The organism is Streptacidiphilus melanogenes (assembly GCF_000787835.1).
In the GTDB taxonomy this organism is placed as follows: domain Bacteria; phylum Actinomycetota; class Actinomycetes; order Streptomycetales; family Streptomycetaceae; genus Streptacidiphilus; species Streptacidiphilus melanogenes.
Genome location: NZ_BBPP01000004.1, coordinates 293,999 through 314,480 on the forward strand (window position 1 = coordinate 293,999; position 20,482 = coordinate 314,480).

The 20,482-nt window shown below is 73.1% G+C and carries 18 protein-coding genes; 9 read left to right on the plus strand and 9 right to left on the minus strand.

The genetic code is table 11. The annotated features are described in order from the left end of the window. Nucleotides 1-113: 113 nt before the first annotated feature. From TR49_RS07030 to TR49_RS07050, 5 genes are all read right to left on the minus strand, one after another. Nucleotides 114-917 carry a hypothetical protein gene (locus TR49_RS07030; protein ID WP_042378297.1) on the minus strand — a complete coding sequence of 268 codons (804 nt, stop codon included), beginning with the start codon at nt 915-917 and terminating at the stop codon, nt 114-116. Nucleotides 918-935: 18 nt separating this feature from the next. Next, nucleotides 936-2,501 (minus strand): glycoside hydrolase family 10-like protein, encoded by a 1,566-nt coding sequence (locus TR49_RS07035; RefSeq protein WP_369405295.1) that lies wholly within the window; start codon nt 2,499-2,501, stop codon nt 936-938. Between the two features lie 179 nt (nt 2,502-2,680). Continuing rightward, nucleotides 2,681-3,493, minus strand: a complete 813-nt coding sequence (locus TR49_RS07040) for a maleylpyruvate isomerase family mycothiol-dependent enzyme (protein WP_042378298.1) — start codon at nt 3,491-3,493, stop codon at nt 2,681-2,683. A 75-nt stretch (nt 3,494-3,568) separates the two neighbouring features. Then, nucleotides 3,569-4,570, minus strand: a complete 1,002-nt coding sequence (gene gap, locus TR49_RS07045; protein ID WP_042378299.1) for a type I glyceraldehyde-3-phosphate dehydrogenase — start codon at nt 4,568-4,570, stop codon at nt 3,569-3,571. A 111-nt stretch (nt 4,571-4,681) separates the two neighbouring features. Then, entirely contained in the window at nt 4,682-5,638 is a 957-nt protein-coding gene (locus TR49_RS07050) for a GlxA family transcriptional regulator (RefSeq protein WP_042378301.1), read from the minus strand. A 94-nt stretch (nt 5,639-5,732) separates the two neighbouring features. Here TR49_RS07050 and TR49_RS46320 point away from each other — a divergent pair, with 94 nt between their 5' ends. The 5 genes from TR49_RS46320 to TR49_RS07075 all read left to right on the plus strand — a co-directional run bounded on the left by TR49_RS46320 (nt 5,733) and on the right by TR49_RS07075 (nt 9,768). Beyond that, nucleotides 5,733-7,049 carry a sensor histidine kinase gene (locus tag TR49_RS46320; RefSeq protein WP_052434071.1) on the plus strand — a complete coding sequence of 439 codons (1,317 nt, stop codon included), beginning with the start codon at nt 5,733-5,735 and terminating at the stop codon, nt 7,047-7,049. Between the two features lie 4 nt (nt 7,050-7,053). After that, nucleotides 7,054-7,710, plus strand: a complete 657-nt coding sequence (locus tag TR49_RS07060; RefSeq protein ID WP_042378303.1) for a response regulator — start codon at nt 7,054-7,056, stop codon at nt 7,708-7,710. A 131-nt stretch (nt 7,711-7,841) separates the two neighbouring features. Next, nucleotides 7,842-8,558 carry a hypothetical protein gene (locus TR49_RS07065; protein WP_042378304.1) on the plus strand — a complete coding sequence of 239 codons (717 nt, stop codon included), beginning with the start codon at nt 7,842-7,844 and terminating at the stop codon, nt 8,556-8,558. Nucleotides 8,559-8,725: 167 nt separating this feature from the next. Then, a complete protein-coding gene (locus TR49_RS07070) occupies nt 8,726-9,325 on the plus strand; it encodes a class F sortase (protein WP_236653252.1) in 600 nt (199 codons plus the stop codon). Between the two features lie 20 nt (nt 9,326-9,345). Continuing rightward, a complete protein-coding gene (locus TR49_RS07075; protein WP_084724627.1) occupies nt 9,346-9,768 on the plus strand; it encodes an STAS domain-containing protein in 423 nt (140 codons plus the stop codon). Between the two features lie 51 nt (nt 9,769-9,819). On the opposite strand, the gene TR49_RS07080 is transcribed toward TR49_RS07075, so the two are convergent. Continuing rightward, nucleotides 9,820-10,785: an alpha/beta hydrolase family protein gene (locus tag TR49_RS07080; RefSeq protein ID WP_042378305.1), complete on the minus strand. Its 966-nt coding sequence runs from the start codon at nt 10,783-10,785 to the stop codon at nt 9,820-9,822. A 189-nt stretch (nt 10,786-10,974) separates the two neighbouring features. On the opposite strand from TR49_RS07080, the gene TR49_RS07085 reads away from it, so the two are divergent. Then, complete coding sequence (locus tag TR49_RS07085; RefSeq protein WP_042378306.1) at nt 10,975-11,568, plus strand: TetR/AcrR family transcriptional regulator; 594 nt, start codon at nt 10,975-10,977, stop codon at nt 11,566-11,568. Between the two features lie 21 nt (nt 11,569-11,589). On the opposite strand, the gene TR49_RS07090 is transcribed toward TR49_RS07085, so the two are convergent. From TR49_RS07090 to TR49_RS07100, 3 genes are all read right to left on the minus strand, one after another. Further along, complete coding sequence (locus TR49_RS07090; RefSeq protein ID WP_084724628.1) at nt 11,590-13,560, minus strand: glycoside hydrolase family 5 protein; 1,971 nt, start codon at nt 13,558-13,560, stop codon at nt 11,590-11,592. Between the two features lie 183 nt (nt 13,561-13,743). Continuing rightward, nucleotides 13,744-15,669, minus strand: coding sequence for a glycoside hydrolase (locus TR49_RS07095; RefSeq protein WP_042378307.1), 1,926 nt, complete (start codon nt 15,667-15,669; stop codon nt 13,744-13,746). 211 nt (nt 15,670-15,880) lie between these two features. Continuing rightward, nucleotides 15,881-16,867: a LacI family DNA-binding transcriptional regulator gene (locus TR49_RS07100; RefSeq protein WP_042378536.1), complete on the minus strand. Its 987-nt coding sequence runs from the start codon at nt 16,865-16,867 to the stop codon at nt 15,881-15,883. Between the two features lie 239 nt (nt 16,868-17,106). Between TR49_RS07100 and TR49_RS07105 the strand changes: the two genes are divergently transcribed. The 3 genes from TR49_RS07105 to TR49_RS07115 all read left to right on the plus strand — a co-directional run bounded on the left by TR49_RS07105 (nt 17,107) and on the right by TR49_RS07115 (nt 20,440). Beyond that, on the plus strand, nt 17,107-18,030 hold the full coding sequence (locus tag TR49_RS07105; RefSeq protein ID WP_042378308.1) for a carbohydrate ABC transporter permease: 924 nt from the start codon (nt 17,107-17,109) through the stop codon (nt 18,028-18,030). Nucleotides 18,031-18,033: 3 nt separating this feature from the next. Then, nucleotides 18,034-18,981 (plus strand): carbohydrate ABC transporter permease, encoded by a 948-nt coding sequence (locus tag TR49_RS07110; RefSeq protein ID WP_042378310.1) that lies wholly within the window; start codon nt 18,034-18,036, stop codon nt 18,979-18,981. Nucleotides 18,982-19,084: 103 nt separating this feature from the next. Continuing rightward, on the plus strand, nt 19,085-20,440 hold the full coding sequence (locus TR49_RS07115) for an ABC transporter substrate-binding protein (RefSeq protein WP_042378312.1): 1,356 nt from the start codon (nt 19,085-19,087) through the stop codon (nt 20,438-20,440). Nucleotides 20,441-20,482 lie beyond the last annotated feature (42 nt).

Here is a 20,482-nt window from a genome sequence, read left to right on the forward strand (position 1 = left end):
CTGGCGTCCCCCGCGCGGCGTACGCGCGGGTCCCTGCCCGACCTGCCCCGCACCAGGAGGAACCCCGCCGTGACCACACGAGAAGGCGTCCCGCACGACCCCTACGCCTACCTCTACGGGGACGACCGGCCCGCAGCGAGCGCCGTGCCCGACGCGGCGCCGGTGGGAGCCACCCGGGTCGTCCACCGCGCCGTCGCCAGCCACCGGGGCCCGCGACGCCGCCACCCGGTGCAGGTCGCGGCTGCGGGCGGGCTCGTCGCCGTCGCGGCCGGGATCGTGATCGCGGTGACGCTGACCGGTGCCGCGCCTGCGCCCCACCCGGCCGCCGCCCCTCCCGTCGCCGGGCGCACCAGCGGCGCGCCCGGCGGCCCCGGACCGCTGGCCGGCGCGACGAGCCCGCTCGACGCTGCGCACACGGCGTCGGCGGCCGCCTCGGCGTCGACGCGCACGGCGGGCACCGTCTTCTCCTCGACGCCGACATCGACGTCGGCCCGGCCCGCCGCCACGCACGGACTCGCCGCAGCGGCCGCGCCGTTCCTGACGCATGCCACCACGACCGGCAGCACCCCGCCCACCGCTTCCTCCGCGAGCTCCGCGCAGGCGGCGCCCGCCGCGTCGCAGCTCGGGACGGGAACTCCGACGGCGGCCCAGGCCACCACGACGAGCGCCGCTCCGGCTCCCGCCCGGACGACCACGTCGTCGCGCCCCACGAGCCCGCCCGCCACCACGTCGCCCGCGACGGAGCCGTCGTCCTCGCCGTCGCAGACCGGGTCCTCGCCGTCGTCGGAACCGACGTCACCGACGTCCACCTCGTCGGCGCCTGCGGAATCGCCGACCGGCACGACCACGCCCACGCAGGCCGCCGCCTCCCCGTCCGCGACCGGGACGGAGAGCGCCGCCCCCACCGGCAGCACCACGCCCTGACCCGGCAGGCGCTACGCCGGGCCCTCCCCGACACGGACCGTCGCGGGCGCGCTCTCACGGTTGGCGCGGTCGACCGCCGTCGCGGTGTAGACCCAGCCGTCGGGGGCAGCCGGGCCGGTCCACGCCGTGGAGAGACGCCCCGGGAGGACGGCCACCAGCGTGCCGGAGCGGGGAGCGGCCCCCTCGCCCCGTAGCCGGATCGCGTAGCGGCTCGGGGCCTCGCCTTCGCGCGAGCGCAGGCTCAGGACCGTTCCGGCGGAGCCGACCCGCCCCGTCGCGATCGGCGGGAGCGGAGGCCGACCGGCCGCCAGCCGGGGCAGCACCGGTGGCAGGGCGGGACGCGGCCAGTGCTCGGCGACCATGGTGCTGACGGCGCCGAGGCGGTCCGCGACGACGTCCGAGCAGCTGTAAAGGATCTCGCCGCAGATCTGCGGCAGTCTCGCGTCGAGGGTCAGATGCCGGCTGAGCTCGCCCGGATCCTGCCAGGCGGCGGACGGGCCGGGGACGCCCACGCGGGAGACCGCCTGCCCGATCCACAGCTGGACGTCCGTCCCGTCGACGGCCTGCGCCCACCACGGGGCCAGTACCGCGTAGTCGGCGACGGGGAGGCTGATGCTCCAGTACAGCTGGGGCGCGACGTAGTCGACCCAGCCCTTGCGGACCCACCCCAGGGTGTCGGCGGCCGACGCCCCGTAGGACTCCAGACCGTGTGTCGCCGAACCCCGTGGATCGGTCGAGGCGTTGCGCCAGATGCCGAAGGGGCTGATGCCGAACGCGGCCTCGGGGCGCACCGCGCGGACCCGGGCCTGCACCTCGCGGACCAGCAGGTCCACGTTGTGCCGCCGCCAGGCCGCCCGGTCGGTCCAGCTCCCGCCGTAGGTCCGGAACGTGTCGTCGTCGGGGAAGGGCGCGTCGCCCACGGGATACGGGTAGAAGTAGTCGTCGAAGTGGACGCCGTCGACCTCGTAGCGCTCGACCGCGTCCAGGATCGCGTCCTGGACGAAGGCGCGGGCCGCGGGCACCCCGGGGTTGTAGCAGAGCCGTCCGCCGTAGCTCACCACCCAGTCGGGATGGAGCCGGGCCGGGTGGTCGGGGACGAGCGCCCCCAGGTCGGCGCGCAGGGAGATCCGGTACGGGTTGAACCAGGCGTGGAGCGCGAGTCCGCGGGCGTGCGCCGCCTCGACCATGAAGCCCAGCGGATCGTATCCGGGGTCCCGTCCCTGCACACCCGTCAGATACTGCGACCACGGCTCGAAGCGGGACGGCCAGAACGCGTCCGCGGTCGGACGCACCTGCACGAAGACGGAGTTGAGCCCCAGCGCGTGGGCGTGGTCGAACCACGCCACCAGTTCCGCCCGCTGTGAGGCCGGGCTCAGTCCCGGCCGGGAGGGCCAGTCGGCGTTGGCGACCGACGCGATCCACTCGCCGCGCACCTCGCGGTCCGCGCCACGGGACGGCGCCGCGCTCGCCGGGGTGCCGGGGAAGGCGAGTGTCGCGGCTGCTGCGGCGGTTCGCAGCACGGCGCGCCGCGAGGGGCGGCCGGGCACCCGAGCGGGCCGGCGCTGAAGCTCCGACACGGGCGCTCCTGGGCTCACGGGACAGCTGGTGACTCCGCCCAGGCTCTCCGGCAGACGCCCCCGGCCACTGCTCCGACGCCCGAAGCGTCCTCGCTCTCACCCGATCGGCCGCCGAACGGGGGTGCCGGGCGGCCCGGCGCCGACGCCACGGCGCGGTGAACGCCACGGCGTGGTGAACGCTACGGCGCGGTGAAGTAGGTGGGGAAGCCAGGGGCCAGCCACGGCTTGCGGCCCCAGGCGAGGATCCGGCCGCGGGCGATCGCCGCCCACGGGTTGCACCGGCCGAGGGCCAGGAGCAGGAAGGTCACCGGCTCGGACACGATCGTGCAGTCCGGCCGCTGCGGCGGCGCCTCGCTCACCTCGGCGACGCCGTCGTCGATCCGGACCCCGAAGCGGAGGCCGCCGCGCACGCCGATCGTGTAGCTGGCCCGCACGCCCGCCGCCGTACGGGGCTCGACCACCCGGGGCATCGCCGTGAGCAGGAACGGCATGGAGAGGTCGACCCGCTGACGGTCGATCATGTGTGGGCGGCCGAGTGCCCGGGCGAGGTCGTAGCCGTGGCCGAGCATGTGCACGATGAGGTAGGAGCCGAGGACGCCGAGGTCCATCGGACCCATCGGCGTCGTCACCCGGTCGGTCGCCGACCGCGCGGACGCGGCCGTGACGAAGCCGCGCGCGTGCTCCACGATCGCCTCGGCCAGGACCACCGGATCACGTTCGGGGAAGGCCGCGAGCGAGGCCGTGTTCGCGTCGGCGAGCGAGTCCGGAGAGCCGTCGCCGTACGGGCGGTCGACGCCCCGGGCGAGGTCGGACATCAGCTGGTTGGCCAGCGCCAGATGGGCGGCGGCCTCCCCGACGGTCCAACGCGCGCCGGGGATCGGCACGTCGGCGTCCGGTCGTGCCTTCAGCACGGCCGCGATGTCCTCGGCCACGGTGACGACCTCGGCGAGGAGCAGCGGACTCAGGGCGGCCTGGACGGGGGACTCGGTCATGGGGCCGAAGCCTGTCCCATGGCCGCCCGCCTGTCCAGGCCTCGGAGCCGGCGAACCGGACTCGCGCGGTAAAGGTCAGAGCGACTCGGCGAGGAGGTTCAGGGTGTCGACGACGCGGTTGGAGAAGCCCCACTCGTTGTCGTACCAGGCGACGACCTTGATGTGGCGGCCGTCGACCCGGGTCAGCTCGGAGTCGAAGATCGAGGAGGCCGGGTTGCCGGTGATGTCGGCGGAGACCAGCGGGTCCTCGCTGTACTCGAGGATTCCCGCCAGCGGACCCGCCGCGGCCTCGCGGTAGGCAGCCAGCACCTCGTCGCGGGTGACGTCGCGGGAGACCGTGGTGTTGAGCTCGACGATCGAGCCGACCGGCACCGGGACCCGGATCGAGTCGCCGGACAGCTTGCCGTCCAGCTTCGGCAGGACCAGGCCGATCGCCTTGGCGGCACCCGTCGTGGTCGGCACGATGTTGACGCCGGCGGCGCGGGCCCGGCGGGGGTCGCGGTGCGGGCCGTCCTGGAGGTTCTGCTCCTGCGTGTACGCGTGGACGGTCGTCATGAAGCCGTGCTCGATGCCGGCCAGCTCGTCGAGCACGCTCGCCAGCGGCGCGAGCGCGTTGGTGGTGCAGGAGGCGTTGGAGATGACGGTGTGCCGGTCTGCGTCGTACTCGCCGGTGTTGACGCCGAAGGCGAGGGTGACGTCCGCGCCGTCGGACGGGGCGCTGACCAGGACCTTGCGCGCCCCTGCGGTCAGGTGCACGCGGGCGGCCTCGGCCGACGTGAAGCGGCCGGTCGCCTCCAGCACCACGTCGACGCCCAGCTCGGCCCAGGGCAGCTGGGCCGGGTCGCGCTCCGCCAGCACGGTGATCCGACGCCCGTCGACGACCAGCGTGTCGCCCTCGACGGTCACCGGGCGGCCGAGGCGGCCCGCGGTGGTGTCGAAGGCGAGCAGCCGGGCGAGCGCGGTCGGCTCGGTGAGGTCGTTGACGGCGACGACCTCGAGCTTGCTGTCGCGCTCCAGCAGGGCGCGCAGCACGTTGCGTCCGATCCGGCCGAATCCGTTGATCGCGATGCGGGTCATGGGTGGTGTCCCTTCCTTCTGGGTGAGCACCTCCACCCTGTCGCGCCGAGCCGGTCCACGGCCGTGGCAGGAGCGCCACGGTCCGCAAGGATCGCGCCAAGCCTCAGGGAGCTACTCGCCGCGGGTGAAGGTGCGCCGGTACTCGCTCGGGGTGGTCCCCAGGATCTGCTGGAAGTGCAGGCGGAGGTTGGCGCCCGTGCCCAGCCCCACGTCGGCGGCGATCTGCTCGACGCTGCGCTCCGAGCGCTCCAGCAGCTCCCGGGCCAGGTCGACCCGGGCGCGCAGGATCCATTGCATCGGCGTGTAGCCCGTGTCCTCCACGAACCGCCGCGAGAAGGTGCGCGGCGACACGGCCGCGTGCCGGGCCAGGCTCTGCAGGCTCAGCGCCTCCCCGAGCCGCCCGAGCGCCCACTCGCGCGTGGCGGCGAACCGCTCGCCGATCGGCTCGGGGACGCTGCGCGGCACGTACTGCGCCTGCCCGCCGCTGCGGTACGGCGCGGCGACCAGCCGCCGGGCGGCGTGGTTGGACGCGGCCACCCCGAGGTCGCCGCGCAGGACGTGGAGGCACAGGTCGATGCCCGAGGCGGCACCCGCGGAGGTCAGCACGCTGCCCTCGTCGACGAACAGCACGTTCTCGTCGACCCGCACCCGCGGATGGCGGGCGGCCAGCGCCCGGGTGTAGTGCCAGTGGGTGGTGGCGCGGCGGCCGTCGAGCAGGCCGGTGGCGGCGAGTGCGAAGGCGCCGGTGGAGATCGCCGCCAGGCGCGCGCCGCGCTCGTGGGCGGCGAGGAGGGCGGCGACGACCGCGGGTGGCGGGTCCTCCCGGTCCGGGTGGCGGTAGCCGGGGACGAAGACGATGTCGGCCCAGTCCAGCGCGTCCAGGCCGTGCGCCACGTGGTACGACAGACCGTCACCGCCGGTCACCAGCCCGGGCGACGCGCCGCAGACCCGCACCTCGTACGGCATGCTGGCCCGGGTCGTGAACACCTGCGCCGGGATGCCGACGTCGAGCGGCTTGGCGCCCTCGAGCACGAGCACGGCCACACGACGCAGGCGGGAGACGAACACAAGGTCAAGGGTATGGACTGCGCGCAGCGCGCACGTGCCGCGCCCGAACGGCGCGGACGGGTGCGGACGGGCCGACCGGTGCAGACTGAAAGCCATGCGCATCTGGTCCCCCGGGATCCCCGACGCGGCGGACAGGGACGCGGTCGAGGAGATCCTGCGGGCCCACCAGCGGCGCGCGGTCCGGGTCCAGGCGGCGCTGCGCGTCTCCGTGGTCGTGGTCGCCTTCGCCGTCATCCTGCTGATCCGGCCCCGCGAGCACCTGTGGGCCACCGTCGCGCTCACCACGCTCTACGCCGCCTGGAGCGCGGCGATGATGGCCGTCACCTGGCACGAGGAGGGCCGGGTGGGCCGTGGCCCGCTCGCCTACGCGGTGCCGCTGGTGGACCTGCCGTTGCTGACCGTGATCCTGATCGTGTCCGGCGACTTCACCGACCCGAGCTGGTCCTCGCCCTTCAGCGAGGACGCGTTCGTGTTCATCCCGCTGCTGGCCGCCTTTCAGCTGCGGCCGTGGATCACGGCCCTGTCCGGCGCCGCGGCGACCCTCACCTACGCGGTGGCCTCCGGCCTCGGGCACCTGCACGCCAACCCCGACCTGCAGTTCACCGTCGGGCACGCGCTCTTCATCGCGATGATCAGCATCGCCAGCGTCGTGCTCTCGCTGATCCAGCAGTCCCGGGTGGCCATGATCACCGAGCTGGCCCGGCAGCGTTCCGAGCTGCTGGCCCGCACGGTCGCGGCGGGCGACCGGGAGCGCCGCGATCTCGCCGAGGCGCTGCACGACGGCCCGCTGCAGAACGTGCTCGCCGCCCGACTCGACCTGGACGAGGCACGCGGCACGCCGCCGGACGGCGGCGGCCTCGCGGAGGCACTCGGCCGGGCGGAGGGCGCGCTGCGCGACGCGGCACGGCAGCTGCGCTCCTCCGTCACCGAGCTGCATCCCGCGGTGCTGGAGCGGGCCGGGGTGGCCCGGGCCCTGGAGGAGCTGGCCCAGCGCTCCGCGCGGCGCGGCGGGTTCGAGGTGCGCTTCACCAGCGACGTGACCACCGCCGGCCGCGAGGCGGACCGGGTGCTCTACCAGTGCGGTCGCGAGCTGCTCGTCAACGTCGTGCGGCACGCGGAGGCCGCGCACGTCGAGGTGCTGCTGACGCTGGCGGGGCCGGTCGCCGTGCTGGAGGTCAGGGACGACGGCGTCGGCCTGCCGAGCGGACACCTGGCGCTCGGCGACCGCCTCGCCGACGGGCACATCGGTCTGGCCGCGCAGCGTGTGCGGGTCGAGGAGGCGGGCGGCACCATGGTGCTCACGGCGAACACGCCCAAGGGCACCGCCGCCCGGATCACCCTCCCGCTGGACCGGCCCCGGTCCGGTGACGGTGCGGGATCCGGCAGCGCCGGCGCAGGAAACGGACGGTGAGGCGATGGGACGCACCGTCCTGGAGAACGCGAGGATCCGCGTCGTCGTGGCCGACGACCACCCCCTGTACCGGGAGGGGGTGTGCCGGGCGCTGGTGCAGAGCGGGCGGATCGACGTCGTCGCCGAGGCGGACAACGGCCGCGACGCGCTCGCGGCGATCCGGGAGCACCGGCCCCAGGTCGCCCTGGTGGACTACCAGATGCCCAGCCTCGACGGCATCGCCGTCGTCCACGCCGTGGTCCGCGACGAGCTGCCGACCCGGGTGCTGCTGCTGACCGCCTTCGAGGAGAGCGCGCTGGTCTTCAAGGCGGTCCAGGAGGGCGCCGCCGGCTACCTGCTCAAGGACTCCTCCCGGGACGAGATCGTGGGCGCGGTGGCCCAGGCGGCCTCCGGCGCGACCGTGCTGCCGGCCGGGCTGGCCACGGGGCTGGCCGCGGAGATCCGGTTGCGGCACGAGTCCGACGAGCCGGTGCTCTCCGAGCGCGAGCGTCAGGTGCTGGAGCTGTTCGCGGCGGGCAAGAGCGTGCCCGAGGCGGCTGCCGAGCTGTTCCTGTCGCCGAGCACGGTCAAGAGCCACGTGCAGCACCTGTACGCCAAGCTCGGCGTCTCCGACCGCGCCGCGGCCGTCGCGGAGGCGCTGCGGCGCGGCCTGCTGGAGTAGACCGGTTCATCCCCCCGATCCACCGATCGGATGACCCTGCGCGCGCCCGTGCCGAAGGACCTTGGTGGTGCGGGCCGAACGGCCTGTACGGACCGGCACGACGGTCCGGGAGCCAGCGAAGCAGGTATGTGATGAAGACCATTCTGATCTCCGGAGCCGCACTCACCCTCGGGGCCGTCGCCCTCGCCACCGCCCCGGCGTTCGCCGCCACCCCCTCTCCCTCGGCGTCCGCCTCGACGGCCCCGGGATCCGGTGGGGTCATCAGCATCACCTCGGCCAAGGACGTCTCGGCTCCGATCTATGGAGGCAGCAACGTCACCATGAGCGGCACCTGCCCCGATGACGCGGTCACGCTGAACAGCATCACCTCGCAGTTCTTCGCGGGCGGCCAGGCGACGATCGGCAAGGACGACCCGCAGGCGTTCACGGGCAGTGCCACCGTGCTGCCCGACATCCCGGCCGGTTCGCACGGCGTCACGGTCAGCTGCACCAACCAGAGCGGCCGGACCGAGTCCTTCACGGGTTCGTTCACCGTCACGCCGACCTCCACGCCGACCACGCCGGTCGCCCCCGTGACCCCGACCCACCCGACCACGCCGACGACGCCGGTCACTCCCACGCACCCCACGACGCCGACCACGCCGACGACGCCGGTCACGCCCGCGCACCCGAGCACCTCCGGGACGACGCCCGCGCACACGATCCCCTCCGGTGCCCCTGACACCGGTGCCGCCGCGGGCACCGGAGCCAACGACTCCGTCTGGCCGATCGCACTCGCGAGCGCAGGCGTGGTCGCCGGGGCCGGGATGATCTGGTGGGGCACCCGTCGTCAGGCCCGCGGCAAGTGAGCGGCGACTCGTCCCGGGATCGCGGTCCCGGGAGGCCCGCTCCGGCCTCGGCCGCGGGGAGCGCCGCACGCTCCCCGGCCGGGTCCGGCCCGGCCCGGGGCGCCGGGGGGCGTCCCGGACGGCGGGGCCGCGTCGCGGCCCTCGGCCTGGCGGTCGCGGCCCTCGCCTTGGCCGCCGGGTGCGCCGGAGGGCTGACCACCGACCATCCCGTCGCCGGAGCGCCCGCGCCGGGCACGACCGGCCGGCCGGGCGGCTCCTCCGCCCCGGCGGGCTCCCCGGCAGCCGCCCCGCTGGCGGCCTCGACGCCGGAGCGCCTGGACATCCCCGCCATCGGAGTGGACACGTCGCTGATGCGCCTCGGCCTCGCCGCGGACGGGACCGTCCAGGTCCCGCCCATCGCGGCGAACGCCCCGGCCGGCTGGTACGACGGCTCGGTCACCCCGGGCGAACGCGGGTCCTCGGTCATCCTCGGGCACGTCACCGTCGGCCGGTACGGCGACGGCGTGTTCCTGCGGCTCGGTCACCTCGCCGCCGGGGACCGCGTCGAGGTGAGCCGCGCGGACGGCACCACCGCCGACTTCACCGTCACCTCCGCGCACCGCTACACCAAGTCCTCGTTCCCCGACCAGCAGGTCTACGGCCCGAACCCGCAGCCGGTGCTGCGCCTGGTCACCTGCGCCGGGGCCCCGAACGCGGCCACCCACAGCTATCCGGACAACCTCGTCGTCACCGCCGTGCTGACCGGCTCCACCGGTCAGGGTGGCTGACCCGCCGAAAGACCCCGCCCATGCGCCACCACCGCCCGCTGCGCCCCTGCGGCACCCCCGACCCGCGTCGCCTCGCCTTCCAGGCGCGCCCCTGCCACGGCTCGCCGCGTCCCGCCTGCTGCCCGGTCCTGCACCTGGCGGGCGAGCTCGACGTCGCGGCCGCGCCGTCGCTCCTCCTCGCGGTCGCCCGCACCCTCGACCTGCCGCGCGGACGCGCGAGGCAGGGCCTGGTGCTGGACCTGAGCGCGCTCACCTTCTGCGACGCGGCCGGGCTGACGGGCCTGCTGCGGGCCCGGCGGCTGGCCGAGGCCGCCGGTGTGCCCGTCTTCCTGGCGGCGCCGCCGCGCACGCTGTCGCGCATCCTCCTGGTGTGCGAGCTGCAGCCGTCCTTTCCGCTGCACCCCTCGACGCCGGGCCGACGCCGTCCCTGCTCCACGCGCTGATCAGCCCTCCAGCACCTCGTGGAGAACGGGGAGGCAAAGGCCCTGGCGGACTCAGGCCTTGGACTCCACCCGCCCGAACGGGTGCGGGTCCGCTGACAGCGCGTCACATGCCTTCTGCCAGGCGGGGTCGGCCGGGTCGAGGGCGGTGCGCAGGTAGGCCCAGGTCAGGTGCCGGACCGCGGTGACGCGGGCGGGGTTCTCGTCCGTGGTCTCGGCCACGTCGTAGCCGGAGACGCCGCCGAGGCCGTGACCGGCGTCGAAGAGGGTGAGCAGGGTCTTGGGGGCGGGGGACAGATGGTACGGGTCCGTGTGCCAGGACGGGCCGCGGACGGTCAGGTGCGGGGAGGGGTCGTCGTCGCCCGCGACGACGAGGGCGGGCGTGGCCATGGTGGAGAAGTCGGTGGTGGCGAAGAACGAGTAGTGCTCGACCACGAACTCGGTGAGCGCGTCACCGCCCCGACCGGGTGCGGCGAGGAGCACGCCGGCCTTGATGCGTGGCTCGGTGAGGTCCACCTCCGCGCCGGTGCCGGGGTCGGTGAGCCGGGCCCCCAGGAGCAGGGCGGCGGTGTGGCCGCCCATCGAGTGGCCGGCCACGGCCACCTTGTCGCGGTCCAGGCGGCCGCGGAGCTGGGGGACGGCCGCCTCGATCGCGTCGAGCCCGTCGAGGACGCGGCTCATGTCCTCGGCGCGGGAGCGCCAGTAGAGCGGGGCCTCGGGGTCGTCGGGGTCCAACTGGAGTGTGCGCGAGCTCAGATGGGTGGGCTGGATGACGGCGAAGCCGTGCGCCGCCCAGAAGTCGGCGAGCGGGGCGTAGCCGTGCAGGGACGAGAGGTGGTTGGACGGGCCGTGGCCGTGCGAGAGGAGCACGATCGGCAGATCGTCCCCGCTCGTGGGCACGGAGACGCGGACCTGCAGGTCGACGGGCCGGCCCGGGGCGGCCAGGGTCACCGGGGCGACCGACAGGACGGGGGTGGGCGTGCCGATGGCGGCGGCCGCGTAGGTCGGTGCGGTGGTCATCAGGAGTCTTCCCTTCCGAGAGCTCCGCCGCGGGCCCGGTCGGGCGGGGGCAGGAGCGGGGGACAGGAACGCCGCGCTCGGCTAGGCTCTAAGCGGAGCGCTGTTCCGAAAAAAACTATACGGATCAGCGTTCCGTTTCGTCAACGGTCCTCGGCGCCGCGCGCCCGGGGCGTCGGAGAGGGGAGTGCGGTGTCCGCAGCAGAGCAGCCCGCGTCGGTGGCGGTACGAGGCAAGCGCGCCGATGCGCTGCGCAACCAGCAGACGCTGCTGAGCGCCGCCGCCGAGGTGTTCGTCGCCTCCGGCGTCGACGCGCCGATCCGGCAGATCGCGGCCAAGGCGGGTGTCGGCATCGGCACCATCTACCGCCACTTCCCGACCCGGGCGGACCTCGTCGTCGCCGTCTACCGCCACCAGGTCGAGGCCTGCGCCGAGGCCGGCCCCGCGCTGCTGGCCGAGGCCGGCTCCCCGCTGGCGGCGCTGGGTCGATGGGTGGACCTGTTCGTGGACTTCCTCGTGACCAAGCACGGACTCGCCAACGCGCTCCAGTCCGACAGCGGCGGCTTCGAGGCCCTGCACGCCTACTTCCTCGACCGGCTCGTCCCCGTCTGTGGCCAACTCCTCGACGCCGCCGAGAAGGCGGGCGAGATCACGCCCGGCACCCGCCCGTACGAACTCATGCGCGGCATCGGCAACCTCTGCGTCGGCCGCGACGGCGACCCGGACTACGACCCCCGCCGCCTGGTCGGGCTGCTCCTGCGGGGACTTCGGCAGGAGCAGCCCTGACGGGTCAGCAGCCCTGACGGGTCAGCTGAGCGGACGGCAGAGCAGGGCGTCGGGAACGCCCCCGTCGTTCCAGTTCCAGGTGTAGGCGACGCCGGCGACGTACTCGTTGTCGGCGCACTGGCCCTTGTAGTAGCCGGGGGCCCAGTCGCTCGCGGTGGAGCCGCCGGAGGCGGGGCGGTTGTCGCCGTGGTCGAACCAGACGTCGTGGCCGGTGGTCGGCAGCGGCGCGGCCGAGGGGGCGCAGAGCAGGGCGGCCATGGCGTTGTTGTGGACGCTGTAGCCCACCGCGAAGGTGTTGTCGGGGCACTGGAGCTTGTTGTACCCCGAGGCCCAGTCGCCTTCGGTGACGTAGCGCTCGTCGGTGACCACCGTCCAGGCGCCGGAGGCTTTGGCGGGTTCGTTCGCGTCCGTGCACAGCCCGCGGCTGTCGCTGCGGCCGAGCGCGACCAGGCGTTCGGTGTCGGGGCAGTCGCCCTTGCGGTTGCCGTAGGACCAGTCGGGCTGGGCGAGCATGGTGGCCGACACGTCGTAGTCGGCGTGGTCGAGGTCGAGCATGTTCCAGTGGTTCACCGGCGCGACCTGGCCGGTGTAGCCCGGTGCGGAGACCAGCTTGTTCCAGTCGGCGGCGCGCCAGTCGCCGCCGTCCTCGATGCCCTGGCGGACGCCGCTCGCGGAGTAGGACAGCAGGGACCAGTTGTCCTGCTGGTTGCCGCTCGCGTCGGTGTAGCCGATCAGCGGCCAGACGGCGAAGTCCGTGTCGTTCTGCTCCAGGATGTTCGTGAAGCCGTCGAACCAGGCCTGCTCCTTGGTGTCCGTCGAACCGCGCCCCGCGGCGCCGAACTCGCTGACCCACACCGGTGCGGTGAAGTGCTGGCCGGACTGGGTGACGAACAGCGCCTCGGAGTTCACGACCTGGGCGAGCTGGTCGGGCGTCATGTCCTCGTAGCGTGGGTCGCTGGTGACGCCGAGACCGCTGGTGGCACCGGAGTTGGCGGGGCCGGTGTAGGCGTAGAAGTGGGCCGAGTAGACCAGCTTGCCCGAGTCGATCAGGGTGTTGGAGAGGTTCGCGACCGGGGTCAGCATGGGACGTCCGTGCGGCAGCCCGTTGAGCGGGATGCCGTACCAGTTGATGCCCTCCATGATGACGAGCATGTCCGGATCGGCCTGGAGGATCTTGTTTCCGGCGTCCTCGAAGGCGGCGTACTCGTCGTGGTCGTCGTACCAGCCCCAGTTGGGGTCGTCGAGGGTGTCGCGGCGGACCTCGTTGCGCAGGTCCGCGCCGACCACGCGCTTGTTCGCCCGGTAGCGGTTCACCATGAACAGCCAGTCGGCCTCCCACTGGGCGGTGGTCTGGCCGCTGTTCCAGCGCTCGTTGCCGTCCAGGCCGCAGCACCAGCGGTAGCCGGTGGTGTGGTTGTTGAGGATCACCGCGAAGCCGTCGGCGGTCAGGGCCGCGACGACCGCGTCGTAGACCTGGAGCGGGGTGTCGCCGCGCAGTTGCGGGTTGGCGGCCACGGCCGCGTCCGGAACGGTGGAGGTGTCGTGGATCAGTGCGTCGGCGAACGGGAGTCGGATCGCGTTCAGGCCCAGGGAGTGGTAGTCGGCCAGGATCTGCGCGATCGGCGCCCGGTCCAGGCCCAGCGGGATGTCGTACGACACCTCGCCGTGTTCGTTGTTCGCCGGGTCCGCCGCGTCGCCGCTGCCCAGGTAGTGGCCCTGCGCACCGTCCCAGTTCCCGGCCTTGAGCTTGAACCGGTTCCCGTTCGCGTCGACGACGTACCGCCCGCGCGTGCTCAGCGGCCCCGTCCAGGACGCCGAGAGCTGCTCGCCGGTCAGCGCGACGGGCGCGGCCGTCGAGGCGGCGGCACGGGCAGCCGTGACGGAGGCCGATGCGGGTGCGGCGCCGACCAACAGGCCTGCTGTGGCCAGCGCGAGGGGCATCACCCGGGCGACCGCCCGGGTGACGGCCGACGGGCGACTGGTGGATGTCATGAAGGTGCCCTCCAAGGCTGAGGGTTGGGGAGAGGAGGGTGACAGGAGCGGTGGTGCGTGCCGGGGCGGGGCCCCGGTGTCGGAGGCTCCCGGACGGGCCATGTCCCCGTCAAGGAGCGGGCTTTGGGCGCGGCACGGGGTCGGCCGCATCGCTGGACGCGGTCGCGTCCGGTGCCGGGTGCGTCAGTCGAGCGTCCACTGCTGGTTGGCGCCGCCGTTGCAGGTCCACTCGTCGATCCGGGTGCCGTTGCCGGTGCCCTGGCTGTAGGCGTCCAGGCAGAGGCCGGAGGCCGTGTTGGTCAGGCTCCCGTCCGGGTGCGGGACCCAGCTCTGGCCGGGGCTCCCGTCGCAGCTCTCGATCTCGACCCCGGTCCCGGGCGAGGTGCCGCCCTGGGCGGCGCCGAGGCAGCTGAGGGTGCTGCCGCCGTAGACCGTCACGGCGCCGGAGGCGGTGAGGGTCCAGCGCTGGTTGCCGCCGCCGTTGCAGTCCCACAGTTCGAGCCCGGTGCCCTCGGTGGTGCTGACGTCGGGGACGTCGAGGCAGCGCCCGGACTGGGCGCCGACGAGCGCCTGGCCGGCCGGGGCGCTGCTGCCGGGCCGGCCCGCGCTGGCCAGGACGTAGGTGGTGATGCTCTGTGCGGGCAGCGTCGCGCTGAGGGTGGAGCCGGAGATGCTCGGCGCGGCGACCGGGGCGAGGTTCTCGGTGGCGCTGGTGCGGTAGCTGCCGGTCGGGGTGAGCGCGCCGCTGCCCGCGTTCAGCGAGAGGGCGGTGGCCGAGGTGTTGGTGTTGGCCGCGACGACCGTCCAGGCGTTGTTCTGCCAGAAGGCCAGCGTCTGCACGCCGCCCGGGGATCCGGCGACGGCGTAGCGGACGGCGCCGGGGCGCACGTACCTGCTGTACTGGCCGAGCGCGTAGAACCGCTTGGTCGGGTAGACGTTCTGGTTGCCGTCGCTCGCGTAGTTCGGGTCGTAGTAGATCAACCCGTCGTTCCACCCACCGGAGTTGACCGACGTCGTGCAGGAGCTGCTGGTCACCGGGTCGCAGCCGAGCTCGGGGGAGAGGGCGGTCCACCACTGGAAGGCGCTGTCGTCCCCGTAGGCCAGGTCGTCGTAGAGCGAGTCGACCATGGTGAGCGCCCCGGTGACGGTGGGGTCGTACTGCTGCCCGTAGCCGCCGCCGCTGACCTGGCAGCAGATCTCGGTGGCCCACACCGGTTTGCCGGCGGCGGCGCCGAGGGCGCCGACCTGCTCGAGCCGGCTGCCGGAGGGGAAGTCGTACGTGTGGTGGGCGATGGCACCGACATGGCCGGGAGCTTGGGCGTCGGCGAGCCAGGTCGGGGCCTCGGAGGTGAGCTGGGTGGTGAGGCTGGACTCGTCGGCGATGACGGTGGTCGGCAGCCCGGCGCTGCTGAGGGCGGAGCCGACGGCGTCGATCACCCCGGCCCGGTCCGAGGCGGAGACCGACATGCCCTCCTGGCCGCAGGTGCCGAAGGAGTCGTCGGGCTCGTTCATGGGGCTGATCTGGCCGAAGCTCTCACCCTGCGCGGCGAAGTGGGCGGCGACGGTGGCGAGGTAGCTGCCGTAGGCGGCGTCCTTGCCGGTGCTGATGGACCCGCCGCAGTTCCGTCCGTTGGTGGTGAAGGCGGCCGGGGCGCTGTTGACGAAGCCGATCAGGTCGGGAACGCCGTCGGCGGCCGCGAGCGAGAGGAACGCCCGGCCGCCCGGGTCCTTGGTCCAGTCGTACCCGCCGCCGGAGGTGAGGAAGGTCTGCGGCGCGCGGGCGGCGTTCGTGACCCCGACGCCGCCTCCTCCGATGTTGTAGCGGTACTGGCTCAGCTGGATGCCGGAGCTCGTGAAGAGCAGGTCGCCCACCTGCTTCTGGGCCGAACCGGAGAAGTTCGCGAGGTCGTCGGGCCACCAGGCGCCCGAAGCGCCGAAGCCGCTGATGGTCTGCGCGGCTCCGGCGATCTGCGCGGTGCTGCCGGTGGTGGCCGCGGCGGTCGCCGACGTCTGGGATGTCGGTATCAGGACGGCGCCGACCAGGGCGCCGAGGGTGAGCGCGGTGCGGGCCGCTCCGCGCCGCCGGGCAGCGCGTATCGCAAGGAGCATGGAGTCGTTCCTCCAGGGAGGGGTGGGTGGTGGCGACGGCACGAGCCGCCACCCGGCCACCCCGAGGGGAGCCGCTTCCCTTTGTTGGTGACGGACCCGACGTCGGACGGCGCAGCCAAAATGATGTTTACGTAAACATCACTTCGCTGGCGGCGAGTCTGGGTCCCGGCGGGGTGGAAGTCAAGACCGCTGCACCAAAAGTGACGAAGCGTCAGCCTGCGTGTGGCGGCGGTGCGGTGCTGGCTCGGGCGACGAGCCGGGTGGGTACCAGGGCGGTGCCGTGCTCAGCGGTCCGGTTGCGGATCTGCCGCAGCACGCCCTCCACGCAACGGCGGCCCACCTCGCCGAAGTCCTGGTGGACCGTGGTCAGCGGCGGGATGAAGGACCCCGACTCGGGGATGTCGTCGAAGCCGACCACGCTGATGTCCTGCGGCACCCTGCGCCCGCGCTCGTGCAGGGCGCGCAGCAGCCCGAGCGCCATCTGGTCGTTGGCGGCGAAGACGGCGGTGCAGTCCTCCGGGACGAGCTTGCCGACCGTGTAGCCCGACTCCGCCGACCAGTCCCCGAACAGCAGCGGCGGCACGGGCCGGCCCGCCTCCTTGAGCGCGGCCAGCCAGGCCTCGGTGCGGCGCTGGGCCGCGAAGGAGTCCGGCGGGCCGGCCAGGTGCCACACCGTGCGGTGGCCGAGCGCGAGCAGGTGCTCGACGGCGGCGCGGGCGCCGCCGCGCTGGTCGGTGTCGACCACGGCATAGCGGTCGCCGGCGTCGGAGTCCACCACGACGACCTGCACGTGCGGCGGGAGCGAGACGGTGGAGGAGTCCAGCAGGTGGACCTCCATGATGACGATGACGCCGTCGACCGCGAGCTCGCCGAGGCGGGTGAAGGCACCGTCGACCTCCGACTGCGTGGGGATGGCGACGGGAAGCAGCGTGATGGCGTAGCCCTCGCGCGCGGCGGAGTCCGCGATCGCCTCCAGGGTGCGCACGTTGCCGGTGGTGGAGAGGTTGAACAGGATGACGCCGAGGGTGCGGAACTCGCCGTGCTTGAGTGCGCGGGCCGCGCTGTTGGGGCGGTAGCCGAGCTCCTTCATCGCCGCCAGGACGCGGCGCCGGGTGTCCTCGACGACCCCCGGGCTGCCGTTGGACACCCGCGAGACGGTCTGCGAGGACACGCCTGCCAGGCGGGCCACGTCCGCCATCGACGCGCTGCGGCGTCGCTGCGCCGCCCCGGCCTGAGCACGGCTCTCCACGCGCTTCCTCGTTCTGTCGTTCAAACCTTTGATCCAAGAGACCTCTTGACGCCTCTCGGAACCCGATGCCAGCATCAGGTTACGCGATGTTTACGTAAACATCCAGGCGTCGGAGCTGTGTCGACACGCCGGTGTTGCGCAGGCGGCACGTCCGCCGGGCGCCAGTGACGAACCCTCGAAGGAACTCCATGACGGTTGCCGCACCCCCCGCACCCCCAGGCCGGTCCGGTCGCGCCCGCTTCGCCCGGGTCCGGCGCGACTGGACCGGTCTCGGGTTCGCCGCGCCGTTCCTGGCGGTCTTCGCGCTGGTCTTCCTGGCGCCGATCGCCTACTCGGTCTACCTGAGCCTGTTCCAGGACCGGCTGATCGGCGGCACCACCTTCGTGGGCATCGCCAACTACCGTCAGGCGGTGGACGATCCGCAGTTCTGGGACGGGCTCGGCCGGGTCGGGCTGTTCCTCGCGGTGCAGGTCCCGGTGATGCTCGGCATCGCCCTGCTGGTGGCCCTGGCCCTGGACAGCGGACGGCTCTACGGGCGGGACTTCTTCCGGATCACGGTGTTCCTGCCGTACGCGGTCCCTGCGGTGGTTGCCACGCTGATGTGGGGCTTCCTGTACGGCACCCGGTTCGGCCTGGTCGCCGACCTCGACCGCAGCTTCGGCATCACGCTGCCCGACCCGCTCTCGCCGCACCTGATCCTCGGCAGCATCGGCAACATCGTGACCTGGGAGTTCATCGGCTACAACATGCTGATCTTCTACTCCGCGCTGCGCGTGATCCCGAGCTCGCTCTACGAGGCGGCGGCGATCGACGGGGCCGGCCAGTGGCGGATCGTCGCCGCGATCAAGCTGCCCGCGATCCGCGGGGCGGTGGTGATCGCCACCGTCTTCTCGATCATCGGGAGCTTCCAGCTGTTCAACGAACCGAGCATCCTGCGCCCCCTGGTGCCGGACTCCGTCACCACCTCGTACACCCCGAACCTCTACACCTACTCGCTGGCCTTCTCCGGGCGGCAGGAGGACTACGCCGCCACGGTCGCGATCGTCATGGGCGTCGTCACCATGGTCGTCGCGTACGCCTTCCAGCTGCGCGGCATGCGAAAAGAGGCGTGAGCGATGACCGCCACCACGACCCCCGCCCCCGCCAGGGCCGGGACACCCGACCGCCGTGACCGGGTGCGCACCCCGCTGCCGCGACCGCGCCGCCGGCACTCCGTGGACCGGCCCCGCCGCAGCGTCACCCTGACGCTGCTGTCGAGCCTGGTCGTGCTCTACACCCTGCTCCCGCTCGCCTGGCTGGTCGTCAGTGCGACCAAGACGCAGCCCGATCTGCTCGGCTCACCGGGCCTGTGGTTCAGCGGCCGCTTCGCCCTGTGGGACAACATCACCCAGACGCTGAGCTACGACCACCACGTCTTCCTGCGCTGGCTGCTCAACACGCTCCTCTACGTGGTCCTGGGCGCGGGCGGCGCGACGCTGCTGGCGGTGCTGGCCGGATACGGCCTGGCGAAGTTCGACTTCCGGGGCAAGAAGGCCGTGTTCGCCGTGGTGATCGGCGCCGTCGCGGTCCCCGCCACCGCGCTCGCGGTCCCCACCTTCCTGATGTTCAGCAAGATGGGCCTGACCAACACCCCCTGGGCGGTGATCATCCCCTCACTGGTCTCGCCGTTCGGCCTCTACCTGATGTGGGTCTTCTCCGCCGAGGCCGTGCCCGCCGAACTGCTGGAGGCGGCCCGCGTCGACGGCTCGGGGGAGGTGCGCACCTTCTTCCGCATCGCACTCCCACTGCTGGCCCCGGGCATTGTGACGGTCCTGCTGTTCACCGTGGTCGCGACCTGGAACAACTACTTCCTGCCGCTGATCATGATCAAGGACCCGAACTGGTACCCGCTCACCCTCGGCCTCAACGCCTGGAACGACCAGGCCGCGACGGCCGGCGGACAGCCGGTCTTCAACCTCGTCATCACCGGCTCGCTGCTCACGATCGTGCCGCTCGTCGCCGCCTTCCTGCTGCTCCAGCGCTACTGGCAGTCGGGGCTGGCCGCAGGCAGCGTCAAGGAGTAGCCGCCCTCACCCCTCAGGACCCCCTGCGGCCCCACCCGGCCGCAGGGCCGCTCCACCCTGCCCGTTCCACCCACCCTCACCCGAGTACCACGGAGCCACGACCTTGAGAGCCACCACTCCCCGCACCCTGAGCGGCCTCGCCCTGCTGTGCGCCACGGCGCTGAGCCTGACCGCCTGCGGCTCGTCCGGCACCGACGCCGGATCGGCCGCCGGTTCCGGCGACGCCGCCGTCTCCGCCTCCGCCCTCCAGTCGGCCCTGGCCAAGGGCGGCACCATCACCGTCTGGGCCTGGGAGCCCACCCTCAAGCAGGTCGTCTCCGACTTCGAGGCCACGTACCCCAAGGTGCACGTCGACCTGGTGAACGCCGGGACCGGCGACAAGCAGTACACGGCCCTGCAGAACGCCGTCCAGGCCGGCAGCGGCGGCCCCGACGTGGCGCAGATCGAGTACTACGCGCTCGGCCAGTTCGCACTCGGCAAGTCCGTCCAGGACCTGGGCAAGTACGGCGCCGCGAAGCTGTCAGGCTCCTACTCCACGGGTCCGTGGAACTCGGTCGACATCGGGGGCGGCGTCTACGCCCTGCCGATGGACTCCGGCCCGATGGCGCTGTTCTACAACAAGAAGGTCTTCGACAAGTACCACCTCACGGTGCCCACGACCTGGGCGCAGTACCTCGACGACGCCAGGAGGCTGCACGCCGCCGACCCCAACGCCTACATCACCAACGACACCGGCGACGCCGGTTTCACCACCAGCCTGATCTGGCAGGCCGGCGGCCACCCCTACAAGGTGGACGGCACCAAGGTCTCCGTCGACTTCACCGACGCGGGCAGCAACGCCTTCACCGGCACCTGGCAGCAGTTGGTCTCCGGCAAGCTCCTCGCTCCGATCAACTCCTGGAGCGACCAGTGGTACAAGGCCCTCGGCGACGGCAGCATCGCCACGCTCGCCACCGGCGCCTGGATGCCCGCCAACCTCGTCTCCGGCGTGCCCGGCGGCTCCGGCGACTGGCGGGTCGCGCCGCTGCCGCAGTGGCAGGCCGGCCAGAACGCCAGCGCAGAGAACGGCGGCAGTTCGCTGGCGGTGATGAAGGCGAGCACCCACCAGGACCTGGCCTACGCCTTCGCCCAGTTCGCCGCCGCGGGCGCGGGCGTGCAGGACCGCATCAAGGGCGGGGCCTTCCCCGCGACCACGGCGGACCTGAACTCCCCGGCCTTCCTGAACACCGCCTTCCCCTACTTCGGCGGCCAGCAAGCCAACCAGGTCTTCGCCCAGTCGGCGAAGAACGTCGTCAAGGGCTGGCAGTACCTGCCCTACCAGGTCTACGCCAACTCGATCTTCAACGACACGGTCGGCAAGGCCTACGTCTCCTCCACCACGCTCGCCGAGGGCCTGAAGAACTGGCAGGACGCCTCGCTCAACTACGGCACCCAGCAGGGCTTCACCACCGGCAAGTGACCCGTCCGGGCTGATCCGCCCCCGACCGCCCGGCGGCGGCAG